Annotated in this window: 8 protein-coding genes; 5 read left to right on the top strand and 3 right to left on the bottom strand. The window is 35.5% G+C overall.

Annotation, left to right across the window (positions count from 1 at the left end; all coding sequences use genetic code 11):
• Nucleotides 1–12: 12 nt before the first annotated feature.
• Together MY04_RS15555 and MY04_RS15550 are read left to right on the top strand one after the other, a co-directional pair.
• The gene (locus MY04_RS15555; RefSeq protein WP_066211056.1) at nt 13–4,881 is read left to right on the top strand and encodes a DNA repair ATPase; all 4,869 of its coding nucleotides are present in this window, start codon (nt 13–15) and stop codon (nt 4,879–4,881) included.
• A 113-nt stretch (nt 4,882–4,994) separates the two neighbouring features.
• Nucleotides 4,995–5,726 carry an FkbM family methyltransferase gene (locus tag MY04_RS15550; protein WP_066211054.1) on the top strand — a complete coding sequence of 244 codons (732 nt, stop codon included), beginning with the start codon at nt 4,995–4,997 and terminating at the stop codon, nt 5,724–5,726.
• Nucleotides 5,727–5,812: 86 nt separating this feature from the next.
• On the opposite strand, the gene MY04_RS15545 is transcribed toward MY04_RS15550, so the two are convergent.
• A complete protein-coding gene (locus MY04_RS15545; RefSeq protein WP_158297727.1) occupies nt 5,813–7,093 on the bottom strand; it encodes a YggT family protein in 1,281 nt (426 codons plus the stop codon).
• 210 nt (nt 7,094–7,303) lie between these two features.
• Entirely contained in the window at nt 7,304–7,690 is a 387-nt protein-coding gene (locus tag MY04_RS15540) for a DUF1573 domain-containing protein (RefSeq protein WP_066211050.1), read from the bottom strand.
• A 335-nt stretch (nt 7,691–8,025) separates the two neighbouring features.
• Between MY04_RS15540 and MY04_RS15535 the strand changes: the two genes are divergently transcribed.
• Both MY04_RS15535 and clpB read left to right on the top strand, forming a co-directional pair.
• A complete protein-coding gene (locus MY04_RS15535) occupies nt 8,026–9,813 on the top strand; it encodes a glycoside hydrolase family 15 protein (protein WP_066211048.1) in 1,788 nt (595 codons plus the stop codon).
• A gap of 807 nt (nt 9,814–10,620) precedes the next feature.
• Nucleotides 10,621–13,236 (top strand): ATP-dependent chaperone ClpB, encoded by a 2,616-nt coding sequence (gene clpB / locus MY04_RS15530; RefSeq protein ID WP_066211046.1) that lies wholly within the window; start codon nt 10,621–10,623, stop codon nt 13,234–13,236.
• Between the two features lie 79 nt (nt 13,237–13,315).
• Here clpB and MY04_RS15525 read toward each other — a convergent pair whose 3' ends face one another.
• Nucleotides 13,316–13,672, bottom strand: coding sequence for a hypothetical protein (locus tag MY04_RS15525; protein WP_066211044.1), 357 nt, complete (start codon nt 13,670–13,672; stop codon nt 13,316–13,318).
• A gap of 328 nt (nt 13,673–14,000) precedes the next feature.
• On the opposite strand from MY04_RS15525, the gene MY04_RS15520 reads away from it, so the two are divergent.
• On the top strand, nt 14,001–16,430 hold the full coding sequence (locus MY04_RS15520; RefSeq protein ID WP_066211042.1) for a M14 family zinc carboxypeptidase: 2,430 nt from the start codon (nt 14,001–14,003) through the stop codon (nt 16,428–16,430).
• The last annotated feature ends 258 nt before the right edge of the window (nt 16,431–16,688 follow it).

The raw sequence follows: 16,688 nt of genomic DNA, 5'->3' as shown, positions 1-16,688 counted from the left end.
AACCCTATTTATATGTTAGAGTCAGGAACTTATGAACTTTTACAGCAACGGCTCCATAAAAATGGAGCCGAGCTGAAAGAGAAGTTCGATCAGTTAAACGGTTTAAGAAAAGATCTTTTTGGTTCGATTGAGATAGAAATCATCGCAACAGAAAGATTGATGACCGAAAATAACTGTGCAGCAAGGGACATGATTCCAATTGGGCATACGTTTATTTTTGGATATAATGTGCAGTTAGGATTAAGGAATGAAATGAACCTCTCCGATGTGTTCAGTATTTATACCTATGATCCGGACGCACATACTTTTAAAAACGAATCACTTGATTTTATTGGTGATAAAACGTTTTTAAAAGACTTTAAAGAACTGTATCAGTACAATAGAGAAACGAAATTCTCTCAGTTTTTCAGAATTGGGAACAACATATATATGTTATTCCTCACTAGTCAGTCTTCTAAAAGCTTTAAAGCATTTAAGTGGGTTTTGACGAATGGAAAACTTCAGTATGCTGATGCACGAAGTGATCATGAAGTTGTTTTTCCTCCTCAACACGAGTTTAAATGGGTAAAAACAAGACGTAATGATTTCAGGGAAGGGAATCACCCTCATGTTTCTATTTTAGATAAAGTTTTTGTAGAAACAGTAGGTGGTGACCTCACCATTAAAATTGAAGATAATACAGAAGACGGTGAAGGTATTTTTGCTGAAGAAGTAGAAGAAAAAGATCAGCGTCTTGAGGATGGAGAAATCCATTATGCCGATTTAGGTAACCTTATCTTATTAAAAATACTTCCTTACAGAGAAAAGGAGTGGAGGTATTTTGTCTATAATGATAAGCTGAAAACGGCAATTAGAGTCAATGCTATTTCTAATTCTTGTGTGCTTTTGCCAGAAGAACAAGGTATCGTATTCTCTAATGGTTATTACCTTCAGAATGGAGAGCACAAGATATTTGAGTCTCAAGAAAAAGACTGGTTATTCAAGAAAAGGATTATCGCTCCGAATGGGGAAGATTATCTTTTTGTTTTTTATCAGAAAGAGACGGGCGAATATATTTTGCTCTCTTATAATGTGATTGAGCAAAGTATCCAACCTCCATTAAAATGTAATGGATATTCACTTTTCAGTAATGGTGAGTTAGTGTACTTTAAATCGGATGAAGAACCGAGAAAAGTGCATAACCTTCAAATCCTTCAAACACCTTTTATAGATACAGATGTTGTCCAAGAGGATATTGAAAGTGATAATTACTTAGCCAAAATTGGAAATAAAGAGATTGTTAAAGCGGTTGCTCTTCTAAAAAATATCTATGTATTAATTAATAAGCCTGATAATTATATGGGCTTATATACTGATATTCTCCAAGAGTGTAATACTACTTTAGACCTCTTTCCATGGCTTGAAAGAGAGGAAACGGATCAAATAAGCGAAGTCGTAAAACAAATTGCGGATACTTCTTCTGCTGCTATTGAGGAATACGAGAAAGTAAGCCGTCAGAAAAACCATGCACTCGAACAACAATCAGAGTTTGATGCAGCATGTCTGAAAATGCTAAGGGAAACCGAAAGGGGAACTTACAAAAACGTACGTGAATACGTTAAGGCACTTTCTAACCTCCGAGCACTTCGTGGACAAGCAGTTTCTTTAAAAGAGGTAAAATATATCGAATTACCTCCAATAGAGGAATGGGAAACGAAGCTCAAAGAACAAACTGAAAAGTTAGGAGAACGCTGTACAAGATTCTTACTTCAGGACGATTCGTTAACGGCTTTTATCAATAAAATAGAGGAAACGAAGACGGCTTTACCTGAAGTAGAAAAGACGGTAGATATCGATGCTTTATCTGAAGAACTCACTGATTTGGGAAAAGAATTAGAGCTTCTCATTGAGACAGTTTCTAATTTAAAAATCAAAGATGCGACGCAGACGGCAGATATCATCAACAATATTTCTAATCTGTTCTCTTCTTTAAATAATGTGCAAGCACAGGTTCGAGAGAAGAAGAATCAATTAGGAAAAGTGGAGGCAGAGGCAGAGTTTACTGCTCAGTATCGTCTATTGGAACAGTCGGTTTCTTCTTTCCTAGATATTTGTGTTACACCACAAGATTGTGAAGACTACCTTAGTAAGCTTTCTGCCCAGATAGAAGAACTAGAAGGTAAGTTTTCTGATTTCGATGAGTTTGCCGATCAGTTAGAATCAAAAAGAATTGAAGTTTCTGAAGCTTTCGAGAATAAGAAAATTCAATTAGAAGAGGTAAGGAATAGAAAAGTGATGCGTTTGAGGAATTCCGCCGAGCGTATCCTTCAATCGATCTTATCGAAGTCGAAACAGATGGAGAAAGAAGATCAGTTGGTGGCTTACTTCTCCACAGATTTACTGATAGAAAAACTAAGAGATACCTCTAAAGAATTAGATGAGTTAGGAGAAACATCAAAAGCGGAAGAGATTCTTGGTGCTTTAAAGAATGCACAGAAAGAAGCCGTCCGTCAGTTAAGAGATAAGAATGAACTGAATGTTGATGGTCCTGGCTTTATTCGTTTTGGTAAACATTCTTTTGCGGTAAGTACCCAAGATCTAAAAGCATCTATTGTCGAAAGAAATGGATCTCTTTATTATCATTTGATAGGTACTGACTTTTTTGAGTTGATTGATAGCGATGAACTTCAAAATACGCAAGAGGTTTGGCAAATGAGTGTTTCTTCTGAGTCAGATGCGGTATATAGAGCAGAGTATTTAGCTTATCAGATTATCCATGAGGATTATAAGGGCGATACCACAGCACTTGCCCATATCAATGAGAAAGATCTTTTAGCTGAAGTTCAAAAAAGAATGGGTGCATCTTTAAGTGAAGGTTACTTAAAGGGTATTCACGATTTGGATGCCGTAAAGATCATTCAATCCTTCGTAGCATTAAAAAATGAACTTGGGACGTTAAGTCATCCTTCGAAAAAGAGAGCAATTGCTCAATTGTTATGGATGAAAGAGTTGCCAAGAGCAGAACAGCTTAAAGTAAAACAATGGTCGGAAGGTTTATCGATGTTTACTTCCATCTTCTCGGAAAAAGCATCTGCTGATAATATCCTTCAATACATTGTTCCTTATGCTGAGAAAACACTTTCTAAGCTACAGTTGAATGATAGTTTTGATGCCACAGATATTGCCGATTGTCTATTTGATATTATCAATTTCCCTCATTTTGAAATAAGCGAAGAGGCCAATCATATTGCTAAAGAATTTGATCGATTGTTGATTGCCAAGAATCAAAAAGAGCAATTTGAAAATCAATTGAATCAATGGAAAGAAGAGTGGGAAAAAGTGGTTGCCTTCCTAGAGATAGGTGTCCAAACCCTTATTCAATCCAAAGCATTTGATAATGCTGGAGGCAATTATCAAGAGTATATTTTTGAAGCCATTTTATTGATCGCTCCACAGTTTAAATCAGATAGAACATTACATTCTGTGAAACCGACCACTTCTTTGGAAGGTTTATTAGGAGATCACCGCAACATTAATAATGGTCAGTATTCCCTAGATTTCTATGGTTTTAATCAACGACTGAAAGAACATATTACGGTAGATTTACCAAAATATCAGTTGTATGTTGATCAGAAAAAAGAACTACTTAAAGAGTTTGTCGATGATATTAAGTTAGGGTCGTTCAAGCCAAGGGTATTGTCTTCTTTCGTAAGAAACCGTTTGATTAACGATGTGTATTTACCGTTAATAGGAGAGAACCTCGCCAAACAAATTGGTGCGGCAGGGGATAAAAAAAGAACCGACTTGATGGGACTTCTTTTACTAATTTCTCCTCCGGGTTATGGTAAAACCACATTAATGGAATACATATCCAATCGTCTAGGTTTGATCTTTATGAAGATTAACGGACCATCGATTGGACATCAAGTGCTCTCATTAGACCCAGAAGAGGCACCTAATGCGACGGCTCGTGAAGAGTTAGAAAAGTTAGGTATCGCTTTAGAAATGGGGAACAACGTGATGTTGTACTTGGACGACATTCAGCACTGTCATCCAGAATTCCTTCAGAAGTTTATCTCACTTTGTGATGGACAGAGAAAGATTGAAGGGGTGTATAAAGGAAATACAAAGACGTATGATTTCAGAGGTAAACGCTTCTGCGTAATTATGGCGGGTAACCCATATACAGAATCAGGTGATAAATTCCAGATTCCAGACATGTTGGCCAACCGTGCTGATACGTACAATCTTGGTGAGGTGATTGGTAGTACACAAACCGCTTTCGAACTAAGTTATATCGAAAACTGTATGACGTCCAATCAATTCATTTCTCAATGGTCGAATTACCCTAAGAAAGATTTATATGCATTAGTGAGTGCAGTGAAGAACGATAATCTTCAAGATCTTGAATTAGAGGTGAACCTTTCTACCGATGAGAAAGAAGAAAGTATTAAGGTATTCCGACAATTGTTATTTGTTCAGAGTGTGATTCTAAAGGTGAATCAAACGTACGTTTCGTCTGCTGCTCAAGATGATGCCTACCGTGTAGAACCACCATTTAAATTACAAGGCTCTTATCGTAACATGAATAAGTTGGCTGAAAAGCTATCGCCAATCATGAACGAAGAAGAGTTATTGGAATTAGTAGTATCGCATTACGAGAACGAATCTCAGACACTCACAAGTGCAGCTGAGGAAAACTTACTGAAGTTTAAAGAACTGATTGAAATTCTAACCGATGAGGAATTGGAACGTTGGAACGAAATCAAGCAGACTTTCAGAAAGAAAAATACCTTGAATGTCTTGGGTGATCAGAAAGGAGAAAAACTGAATGAGAACTTATCAGAGATTACTGAAGCAATTCAGGATTTAAAGAAAGAGATCATTTATATAGTAAAATAATAGGTGATGTAAACGGATAAATCATTCGTAGAAATCAATATCAAAGAAAAAGCGATGCAGAAATGTGTCGCTTTTTTTTACAATAATGATATCTTTACCCAAAACATGAACAAATGAATTTTTTACTTCTCAATATATATTTACCGATAAAGCAGTTTATCGCAGGTTTTATTTTTGATTTTATTCAAAAGGAATACAAAGCAAACGGAAATACGTACAGTGTTCCGAAAGATCTTACGACCCGATTTTTTAGAGGTGCTTTTACTTTAGGCTGGTACGAAAAACAAGAAAGATTATTTATACCTCAATATTTACCACAAGATGCAAAAGTGCTTGAACTAGGTGGTTGTATTGGTGTGGTTTCATGTGTTATCAATAAGACTTTAGGCAATCCGGCAAATCATATTACGGTAGAAGCCAATCCTTTTTTAATTGAGCACCTTACAAAAAATAGAGATCAGAATAACTGTCAGTTTCAAATTGTCAATAAGATACTTTCTTCAGAAGATAAAGTAACGTTCAACATCAATAAGTCAATTGTTGAAAGTAGTGCCAATGTTCAGACGAGTCAGAAAGTAGAGATTGAAGGAGTGACTCCCGAACAATTACAAGAACAGTTTAACATCACTTTTGATACTTTGATAATGGATATTGAAGGTGGAGAGTTACCATTGCTTTCTAATTTCAAGGAGTTTATTGGAGGCTTAAAGCGTGTTTATTTCGAAATACACCCTTTCAATAATATCTTAACTCAAGAACAAGCAGACGAATGTGAACAAATTCTGATAGACTTAGGGTTTTCTAAAAAGTTAGATGAAGATTACTTCCAGATTTGGGAAAAATAAAAACCACTTCCCAAAAGTTGAGAAGTGGTAGTTGGATAAAGAATACCAATAATTTAACCGCTGTAAGTAATGTTGGTGGAAAAGGTCTATTTTTTAGTAGCAATCTGAGCTGCTAAGATCGATTGTAAAAGATCGCCTCCTTTACTGTTACCTTGACCTGAGAAATATTGCTCAGGCAATTTGATCTTACTAATGTTGGCCCATTTCACGGAGTCTTTTCTATACTCCCAATACGATTTTTGTTCAGGAGTAAGACCAGAGTTCACTAACTGTTTGTTGGCGTAAGCTTTTGTTTCTGCTACTACCTTTTCAGTTTTTGCCTCTAATTGAGCTGTTTCATATTTGATTTTTGCCAACTTCTTGTTGGTCTCTTCTTGCTTCAATTGTGTTTCGATAGCAATCAAACTTGAAACTTGCTCTTTTTCTCTTTTCACTCTTTCCTCCGCTTTATCTCTTTCACCTTCTGCAAGGATACGAGACTGTGCAGCTTTGGCCGTTTCAATTCTTTGAATCTCCAATTGACGTTTCGCCGATTCATCTCTTTGCGTTTCCAATCGCTTTTTAAATGAAGATTCCATGTCGATGGATGGTAAGACTACTTGAGAAATCAAGATATGGTTATCAGAAATTTCGTTTGGAATACGTTTGAATTGACCTTTCGAATCCATGATTTTCTCTACCATGTATTTCTTTCTAATCTCTTTGATCTCACGATTACTTTTCTGAATTGAACTATCAAAAAGAGTATCCGCCATTTCGATTTTTCTTACTTCATAAGAACCAAATTTCAATTGTTCCTCAAAAGTCTGACGGAAAGATTGTGCATCACCAGAAATATAATCTTGTGCTGCGTACATATAAGCTGTATTGACAAGCTGTTCACGGATCGTTGGAATCAATGTCATAGACACTAAGTTTTCTTGAGATCTGAATTTCACAGCAACATCAATAAAATCTTCTGGAGTAGTTGGCATCTGTACCCTAACCGAAGGATAACCTAAAGCCGTTACTTGGTCGATAAAACGAATTGGAACAGCTTTCATCGATGAATTATCATCATCTTCTACATCTTCTGTAGTGATATCGATGTATTTACTCCATGGCTGAACTTTACCAAACCAAGTAAAGTGATAACCTTCTGACATAAATGCTGATTTCTGACCATTGGGATAAGTCACGAAGTACTGATATCCTGGTTCTGCCCACATAATAGCATTAGATGAAATCATAATAACTAATGCCGCGACAAATGATAGACCGCCCATTTTGGGTTTAAGTACTGGATAGTTTTTGGAAAGTTGAGGTATAATACTCAACACACTATAAACAATACACAAAAAGACGATAATGTACAGTAAGAGAGACATAAAATATGATGGTTAATATTTGAAAATGTTAAAACTCATAATTATCATAACGAGTCTAATCGTCCCTCAGATCGTGTTTTGTTTACTTATTTAGAGATGTTTAACAATAAGTGTTAAAGTATTGATAGTTTGAAACCTTGGTGTATGACATAAAAAAAAGACCTCGATTTCTCGAAGTCTTTCCTTATATATAAAAAACCTTTTTTTCGACTAGTTATTGTCGACTAAAACGTTTGTTGTAATCGAAATTCTTGTTGGCGATTTAGCATTTGATTGAATAGTGATCGGTTTGTTCTGTACCCCTCTTTTTCCTCTAGAGTTGAACTTTACAATGATTTCACCTTCTTCACCAGCAGCGATAGGCTCTTTTGGCCATTTTGGAGCAGTACATCCACAAGTAGTAGAAACATTGATGATTACTAAAGGAGCATCTCCTGTGTTTGTAAACTTAAAAGTGTGTTCTACAACATCACCTTGGTGGATATCACCGAATTCGTAAGTGCTTTCAGCAAATGTGATTATCGGACCTTTAGCGTCTTGTGCTTGTACCGCTAAAGCAAATAATCCGATCAAAAAAGTAAATAAAACCTTTTTCATTATGTGTATAATTTTGAATCAAAAAATCTTTTCTCTCTATTAAGCAATCCGCTTTGTGATTGACAATTTAGGAATAAATCAAAAAAAGAGAATCTATTTCTGATAAGCCAATAATTGATTTAATATTTAATAAGCAAAAACCTTGTCATCTTTTATTTTTTAAATGATTAAATCTTCTGAAATGTTTATCAAATTGAAATTATTATTCAAAATATCTGATTTTAAAACGTATTAAATCAAAATTGCTATCGGTTGAAATTTATTTTTTGATGTTTTTATTCTTAAATTGATGACAGACAAACATCCAAAGTGACAATTAACTATAATTACTAAACATGAAAAAAACTCATAAGTACGATATGGGTGTCATAGGCAACTGTGCGTTTATGGCCTATATTGATACAAAAGCTAGTGTGCGTTGGTTGTGTTGGCCAAGATTTGATAGCAGCTTTATTTTCGGTGATTTACTTGATGATGAAAAGGGTGGGGAGTTCTCTGTTAAACCTACTGCGAAAATCAAGGAAACCAAACAATATTACGTTACCAACACCAACATTCTTGTTACCGAGGTATATACTGAGGAAGGTGATTTTAAAGTGACAGACTTTGCACCTCGTTTTGAACAAGATGACCGTTATTATAAGCCTTTAATGATGATTCGTAAGATCGAACCATTACAAGGCACTCCATCGATTAAGGTTGTTTGTAATCCTACTGGGGAATATGGTGAATTTACACCAGAGAAATCTCAAGGGTCGAATCACATTCGCTACCTGGGCTATGACCAACATATGCGATTAACAACCAATATTCCACTTTCTTATGTAATGGAAGAAAATCCATTTGTATTGAGTGGTGCGGTGTATACTGTATTAACTTACGGTGCTCCATTAGAAGCAGCAATCGAAGCTACTTCGGAGGCTTTCTTTACTAAAACGAAAAGATACTGGAGAAACTGGGTGAAATCGACATCAATTAGTTTCTTCCATCAAGAAAAATTAATCCGTTCATCGTTAATTCTTAAGATACATCAGTATGAAGATACTGGAGCGATTATCGCCTCTGGTACTACTTCATTACCAGAATACCATAAGAGTACAAGAAACTGGGATTATAGATATTGTTGGATGAGGGATTCGTTCTATACATTGAATGCCTTTAACAACATTGGTCACTTCGAAGAAGTAGAAGCCTACTTTAAATATATCGAGAATGTTACTCGACAAGAAGAAGACCGATATCAGCCATTATATACGATTACGGCACAAAAGCAGATTACAGAAATCGAAATGCCATTAAAAGGGTATTTGGGTGAAAATAAACCTGTAAGAATTGGTAATGATGCTTATACTCATATTCAAAATGATGTATATGGACAGGTATTAACCTCTTTATTGCCACTTTATGCCGATAAGCGATTTACTAATAAGTACCGTATGCATACGAAGAAATTGGTAGAGCATACTTTACAGAAGATCGCTGATACAATGGAGGAGAAAGATGCAGGCCTTTGGGAATTTAGAGATCGCCCTGGACATTACTGTTATACTTTCTTGTTCCACTGGGCAGGGGCGTCTGCCGCCTATAAGATGGCACAATACTTCGACGATGTGAAGATGGCAGACAAAGCACTTAAAATCAAAGAGCGTGCTGCTGAAATGATCGAACGTTGTTATGATGAAGAAACAGGTGTATATATGCAAGCTGCAGGAGCGAAAGATATGGATGCTTCTTGTTTGCAATTGATCACCATGAACTATCTTGATCCAAATTCGGAAAGAGCAAGAAGACACTTGGCCGGAATGGAGAAAGAATTGATGGCAAAAGATGGATTATTCTATCGTTACCGTCACGTAGATGATTTTGGAGCTCCGGAAACTACTTTCCTTATTTGTGCTTATTGGTACATCGAAGCATTAGCTTGTGTGGGAAGAGTGAAAGAAGCAATTGAATACTTTGAAAAAGTAAGTAGTTATGCCAACCACGTTGGGTTGTTATCAGAAGATGTAGATTCGAATGATGGCAGTCAGTGGGGTAATTTCCCTCAAACATACAGTCACGTAGGTTTGATGAACGCCGCTTACAGAATTTCGAAGAAATTAGACCTTCCTAATTTCTTGTAATAAACTAGGGGGACTTAAAGTTAAGGGCAGTTGTAGCAATACAATTGCCTTTTTATTTTCCTATAATAATTGATTTAAAAATTACGACAACAGCCAAAACAGCTAAACCGATATATTCTAATACTTTCATGAGATAGGGTAATTATTTGTTATAAGTAGTGTTTGTACATAATAGACAAACAGACAGATGTGTTCGACAGAAAATCATTGACTTTTTTTCATCTTATTCATCCGGTTCTTATATCAAGGGGGTACACCGCCTCGTTTTGGAAGGTGAGTTGGTTTAGAGTTTATCTTAATAATTAAATTAGAGGTAAGGATAGTTTTTCATCTTTTTCACCCAGTTTGTGTATCGAGGGGTTTCACCACCTCGTTTAGGGAGGTGAGTTGACTTAAGTTTTCCCAAAAAAGTAACCCCTTCCTTACTTCCTTAGTTAAAACGAGCGTTAACTTTGCTACCTGCTACCTGCTACCTGCTACCTGCTACCTGCTACCTGCTACCTGCTACCTGCTACCTGCTACCTGCTACCTAAGAACACTATCACCTCGTTATTCACAAGAGCTTTTTCATAAAAAAACTAGCTTCCTATTAGTTATTCCCTCTTACTTATCACCTAAAACTCTGCCGTATTGTCATTGTAACTATCTGTTTTTTAGTCAATTAATGTCGTTTTGTCTGATCGTGTATCAAATAATTAGTGCAAAGAGGAAAAATTGTCTTATAACGTACTTTTGAACGGTTATTGATCAATGGGTAGTTGTAAAATTTAATTGAGTCTCTATAACTTAAATTAATAATCAAAGCATATGAATTTCGAAAAATATACCATCCGTTCTCAAGAGGTACTGCAAAAAGCACAAACTATTGCGAAGGGATATCAACAACAAATCATTGAAAAAGGTCACATTTTAAAAGCGGTTATCGAGCAAGAAGATAATATGATTACTTTCTTGACGAATAAGATAAAAGCAGATAAAGCGACCTTAAATCAACAATTAGACAGTATTGTTACTGCTTATCCAAAATCTTCTGGAGATAATCCATACTTGTCAAACGAAGCAGCAAAAGCTCTTCAAGATGCAGAAAGGTTTATGTCTGAAATGGGCGATGAGTTTGTAGCAGTAGAACATATAGTATTAGGTCTTTTACAAGGAAATGATAAAACTGCTCAATTATTAAAGCAAGCAGGTTTTACTACTGATTACTTGAAAAAGGCAATTACGGAGTTACGTAAAGGAAGTAAAGTAACAGATCAGAATGCCGAAGGTCAATATCAATCTTTAGAACGATATGCTATTGACTTAACACAATTGGCTAGAGAAGGTAAGTTAGATCCTGTTATTGGTAGAGATGAGGAAATCCGTAGAGTTTTACAGATCCTTTCTCGTAGAACCAAAAACAACCCAATGCTTATTGGTGAGCCGGGTGTAGGTAAGACGGCTATTGCCGAAGGATTAGCACAGCGTATTGTGGCGGGGGATATTCCAGAAAACTTGGAAGATATTTCTATTGCATCATTAGATATGGGTGCATTGGTCGCTGGAGCTAAATACAAAGGTGAGTTCGAGGAAAGACTAAAAGCGGTCATCAAAGAAGTACAAAGTGCTGAAGGTAAAATCATCTTATTTATTGATGAGATCCATACTTTAATTGGTGCAGGTGCTGGAGGTGATAGTGCAATGGATGCTGCGAACTTGTTGAAACCTGCATTAGCGAGAGGAGAGTTAAGATCGATTGGTGCGACAACACTAAAGGAATATCAAAAATATATTGAGAAAGATAAGGCTTTAGAAAGACGATTCCAGCCGGTCACTGTTGGTGAGCCGAATGTAGACGATGCTATTTCTATTTTGAGAGGTATCAAAGAAAAATACGAAGTTCACCACGGAGTGAGGATCAAAGACGATGCAATTATCGCTTCGGTTGAATTATCCAATAGATATATTTCTGATCGTTTTCTTCCAGATAAAGCCATTGACTTAATGGATGAGGCGGCATCGCGTATGCGTATTCAAATGAACTCTATGCCTGAGGAGGTAGACGAGATCAAACGTAAGGTGATGCAGTTGGAAATCGAGAGAGAGGCTATCCGTAGAGAAAATGATGTCGAAAAAGAAAATATCCTTACGGATCAAATCAGATTGCTTACAGGTAAACTGAATGAGTTGGAAGATGAGTGGAAAAGAGAAAAACAAACTCTTGATGCTGTAAAACAACTTAAAAGGGATATCGATAAATATAAAATTGAAGCGGATCAAGCAGAAAGAAGCGGTGATTATGGACGTGTAGCTGAAATCAGATACGGGAAAATAGTAGAAGCGGAAAAACAGTTGGAAGAACTTCAATTGGAAGCAGAGAAAGATTCAGCGACAGGTAACGTAATGCTCCGTCAGGAAGTAACTTCTGATGATATCGCTGAGGTAGTGGCTCGTTGGACAGGTATTCCTGTTGCTAAAATGTTGAGAGGGGAAAGAGAAAAATTACTTCACCTTGAAGCAGAATTAGGACGAAGAGTGGCTGGACAAGACGAGGCAATTACAGCTATTTCTGATGCTGTGCGTAGAAGTAGAGCAGGATTGCAAGATCCAAGAAGACCTATTGGTTCTTTCTTATTCTTAGGTACGACCGGTGTTGGTAAGACCGAATTGGCCAAAGCATTAGCCGAATATCTATTTGATGATGAAAAGGCAATGGTGAGAATCGATATGTCGGAATACCAAGAAAGACATGCGGTAAGCCGTCTGATTGGAGCGCCTCCGGGTTACGTTGGATATGACGAAGGTGGTCAGTTAACCGAGGAAGTAAGAAGAAGACCTTATTCTGTGATCTTGTTAGATGAGATTGAGAAAGCACATCCTGATGTTTTCAATATTTTACTTCAGGTATTGGATGATGGTCGACTTACTGACAACAAAGGTCGAGTAGCCGATTTTAAAAACACAATTGTGATTATGACTTCAAATATGGGAGCACATTTCATGATGGATAGAATTAGCGACTTGGAAAAAGCATCCACAACTATCGAAAAAGAAGAAATTCTTGATGATAGCAAGGAGAAAGCACTTCAATTGCTAAAACAAACGGTTCGACCAGAGTTCTTGAATAGGATCGACGAGATCTTAATGTTCCAACCTTTGACAAGAGAGAACATGAAGAAAATTGCTGCAATTCAGTTTAAGGATATACAACAAAGAATTAGAAGCAATGGCGTAGAAATAGAAATTACTCCAGAAGCGTTACAACAAGTAGCCAATTTAGGTTATGAACCAGAATTTGGGGCAAGACCTTTAAAGAGAGTCATTCAAAGATATATTCTTAATGATTTATCAAAATCTATTTTGGGTGGAGATGTTGAGAAAGACAGTGTTGTTTTGATTGATGTTGAGCCTGACTCGGGTAAACTAATCTTTAAGAATAGATAATCGGATAATTATCAAATAAAAAAGCGATGTATTCATTTATAGAGTACATCGCTTTCTTTTTTAATGATAAATCATCAGTTCATCTTAACACTACCGATCGAACTTCTCTAACGTTGTCGATAATGTTTTTCTTTGCACTTGTTGCTTCACGAAGGTTAGTATAAACACCTTCAATACAACCCAAATTTACATGAATCACATTTTTAGGATACTTTTGCTGTACTTCCTTTTGAAATTCAGCTAGTAACTTAAACTTCTCCTTAGAGAATTTAGTGATGTCTATCTCCACAATAGAAGATAAAATTTCAGTATCTCCTTTCAAGCAATCTTTTCTTACGGCTTTAAAAAAGATGTAGCGAGTGGTTGCTTTAGCGGAAGTACTTACTTCAGACTTGGAAGTTGGTCCATTGTTGTCGTTTGCGATTGTTTCTCCCATGCTTAACAATAGTAATGCGAAACACAGGGTAAAAAAAGATTTGAATAGTCGCATGAAAAAAATATAATAGTAGTAAATGAAATATTTGGTTCTAAGGGGGATACCTTATCTACAATTATAGCTATTTAAATTTATTATGTAAAATTTCTAAGTGTAAATTTTACTATTTTTTCGCAGGAAATAACTTATTATTTATCAGTTAGTTGCGTAAGTTGCAGTGTTATGTACATAAGGTATCTTCTTTTTTTACAATAAATTTATCTTCATTCTAAACAAAATTCATAACTTGAACTATAATTAATTATAATTCAAGGATTAAGCTTTTTATATGAGGATTCTCGGTCTTCTTTTTTCTTTATTTTTTATCACTCACCTAACTGTTGCTCAATTATCCTCTCCAAGTAGATATTTAGGATATGAGTTGGGTAGCAATTTCACTTATCATCATCAAGTAATTAATTATTTGAATGAAGCACATACTGCTTATCCCAAAAAGACTTTGATTCATAACTATGGTACCACATCAGAAGGTCGACCGCTTACCTTATTAGTCATATCATCAGAGAAAAATATCACACGACTGGATAAACTGAAATCTGACAATATTATTAGGGCAGGGTTATCAGATGGAAAAACATCTACAGATGTACCTTTTGTGTGGTTAGGATATAATGTACATGGAAATGAGGCGTCAGGTACAGAAGTGGCTTTAAAAGTAATTCATCACCTTTTAGAAGGAGATGAGGTGAAGTTAAATGATGCATTGGACAACCTTGTTGTTATTATAGATCCTTGTTTGAATCCTGATGGAAGAGAAAGATATGTGAATGATTTTCGAATGAAGAAAGGAAAATTCAATAACTCTTCTGTAGGTCATTGGACACATAAAGAGCGTTGGCCAACGGGTAGGTATAATCATTATTTATTTGATTTAAATAGAGATTGGGCTTGGCAAACACAACGAGAGTCTAGGTTAAGGTATGAAGTATATAAAGAATACATGCCTCATGTGTATGTTGATTTTCATGAAATGATGCCTCAGTATTCTTATTTTTTCGGACCTCCAGCTGAACCTATTCATCAGTCGATTACTTCTTGGCAAAGAAAATATCAACGAATTGCCTCTGAGAATTATGAGACATTGTTTAAAGAGAATCAATGGGACTATTTCACAGAAGAGATTTTTGATCTTCTTTACCCATCTTATGGAGATAGTTGGACTTCATTTAATGGAGCGGTAGGTTTTACTTTTGAACAAGGAGGGCATGGTGTCGCCGGATTGGAATTTAAGAGTACGAATATTATTCAGCCTATCACATTAAAAGGAAGGATCGAAAAGCATTTTGAAACTTCAATGATTTCGATTTATACGGCAAGTGAGAATAAAAAAGAATTATTAGATCAGTTCGAGCATTTTTTTGATCATTCCCCTAATAATGGTTACCAGCATTTTATTATCAAAGACTCTTTTAGAAAAAGGAAAAATATCGATAGGTTATTAGAATTAATGGATCGTCATCAGATAGCTTATTCATATGCAACTGATGATTTTAATGTAACTGCGTTTGATTACTTTTCAAATTCTGAATTAAAATCGAAGGTAAATAAAGGAGATATCATTTTAAATGTACATCAACCTAAAGGAAGAGCGTTGCAAGTTTTGATGGAGCCCTTTACGGAAAGGACCGATTCTTTAACTTATGATTTAACTGCATGGGCATTACCTTTTGCTTATGGCGTAGAGGCTTTGGCTGTAAAACATAAGATCAATCATTCGTTTTATTCGAATCAAACTTTTAAAAATAACTCTATAGAGGAAAATGGGAATACTTTATTTATTCCTTGGTCAAGCGTGGATAATATTAAAGTGTTGACTTCTATGATGGGAGTAGAATCAGTGTTCTACTTAGATAGGGATACAGTAATTCAGGATATGGAATTTAAAAAAGGAGACTCTTTTATTTTTCAGCCCAATAAGAACTTGATGAAAGACCTCATCAAAGAGTCAAGTTATAAATGGTTGAGTTTATCTGAGGATGATTTTAATAATTCCCTTATTGCATTTAAGAAACCTAAGGTAAGTATTTTGGGAGGTGCTGAAACAAATGCTCTTGATTTTGGTGCTTTGTGGTATTACTTTGATGAAATCCTTAACTACCCAATGAGTATTATTGATACTGAAAATCTAACTACTTCTAAAGTATTGAAATCTGATATATTAATTATAAGTGATGGTAGGTACAGTCCGAATACCAAAAAAGTAGTTGATAACTTCGTAAAATCGGGAGGTAAGGTGATACTTTTTGAAGATGCAATTAAAATTATGTCGGAGAATTCGCTTACCGCCTTATATGAGTCATTGAATAGGACTGAAGTTCAAGAAACAAGATCTTCCAGAGTGAAAGGACGCAAAGCAACGAATATGAATGCTGCGGGTTGTGTTTTAAAAGTCTCTTTAAACTCAGAAAGTAATATCTCAAATGGTTTAGAAGCGTACTTCAATTTAAAACAGAATAAAACCTTTTTACCGTTACTAAATGAAAATTATAATTTGGGTGTTTTAAATGAAGATGCATTGGTTTCTGGATTTATGGGACATGAATTACAAGAAAGAATGCCAAATACATCAATAATTACTTCTGAGAAACTAAAAAATGGTACAGTGATCTACTTTGTAGAGTCTCCTGTATTCCGTGGATTTTGGTGGAACGGAATGCATATTCTAAGCAATGCTATATTCTTTCCCTATAATGAATAGAATAATTCATTGTTTTTCAAAAATGTAAATCCCTATAAATGATTACTTTATAAAGTATGTGTAAAAATAGGTTCTAAATAAAAATTAATGACTATTGCAGATTAAAATTCTCTTCTTACCTTTGCACTCGCCTTTCAACGGAAGGGCTTTTAAAAAGTGAATAGGGAAGAGTGAAAAACGAAGCAGCATTAAAGAAATTTAATGTATGGATAAACCCAAGTGTTTATCCTTTAAGACTCAAAAAACAGCGGTTTTAAC

It is taken from the genome of Flammeovirga sp. MY04 (genome assembly GCF_001682195.2).
Lineage (GTDB): Bacteria > Bacteroidota > Bacteroidia > Cytophagales > Flammeovirgaceae > Flammeovirga > Flammeovirga yaeyamensis.
Note: the sequence above shows the minus strand (reverse complement) of the source record. Positions and strands in the feature narration are given on the sequence as shown.

What these genes read in the sequence shown, in the direction of transcription:
- MY04_RS15555 (WP_066211056.1), top strand. Translation starts at nt 13, where the DNA reads ATGTTAGAGTCAGGAACTTATGAACTTTTACAGCAACGGCTCCATAAA.
- MY04_RS15550 (WP_066211054.1), top strand. Translation starts at nt 4,995, where the DNA reads ATGAATTTTTTACTTCTCAATATATATTTACCGATAAAGCAGTTTATC.
- MY04_RS15545 (WP_158297727.1), bottom strand. Translation starts at nt 7,093, where the DNA reads ATGTCTCTCTTACTGTACATTATCGTCTTTTTGTGTATTGTTTATAGT.
- MY04_RS15540 (WP_066211050.1), bottom strand. Translation starts at nt 7,690, where the DNA reads ATGAAAAAGGTTTTATTTACTTTTTTGATCGGATTATTTGCTTTAGCG.
- MY04_RS15535 (WP_066211048.1), top strand. Translation starts at nt 8,026, where the DNA reads ATGAAAAAAACTCATAAGTACGATATGGGTGTCATAGGCAACTGTGCG.
- clpB (WP_066211046.1), top strand. Translation starts at nt 10,621, where the DNA reads ATGAATTTCGAAAAATATACCATCCGTTCTCAAGAGGTACTGCAAAAA.
- MY04_RS15525 (WP_066211044.1), bottom strand. Translation starts at nt 13,672, where the DNA reads ATGGGAGAAACAATCGCAAACGACAACAATGGACCAACTTCCAAGTCT.
- MY04_RS15520 (WP_066211042.1), top strand. Translation starts at nt 14,001, where the DNA reads ATGAGGATTCTCGGTCTTCTTTTTTCTTTATTTTTTATCACTCACCTA.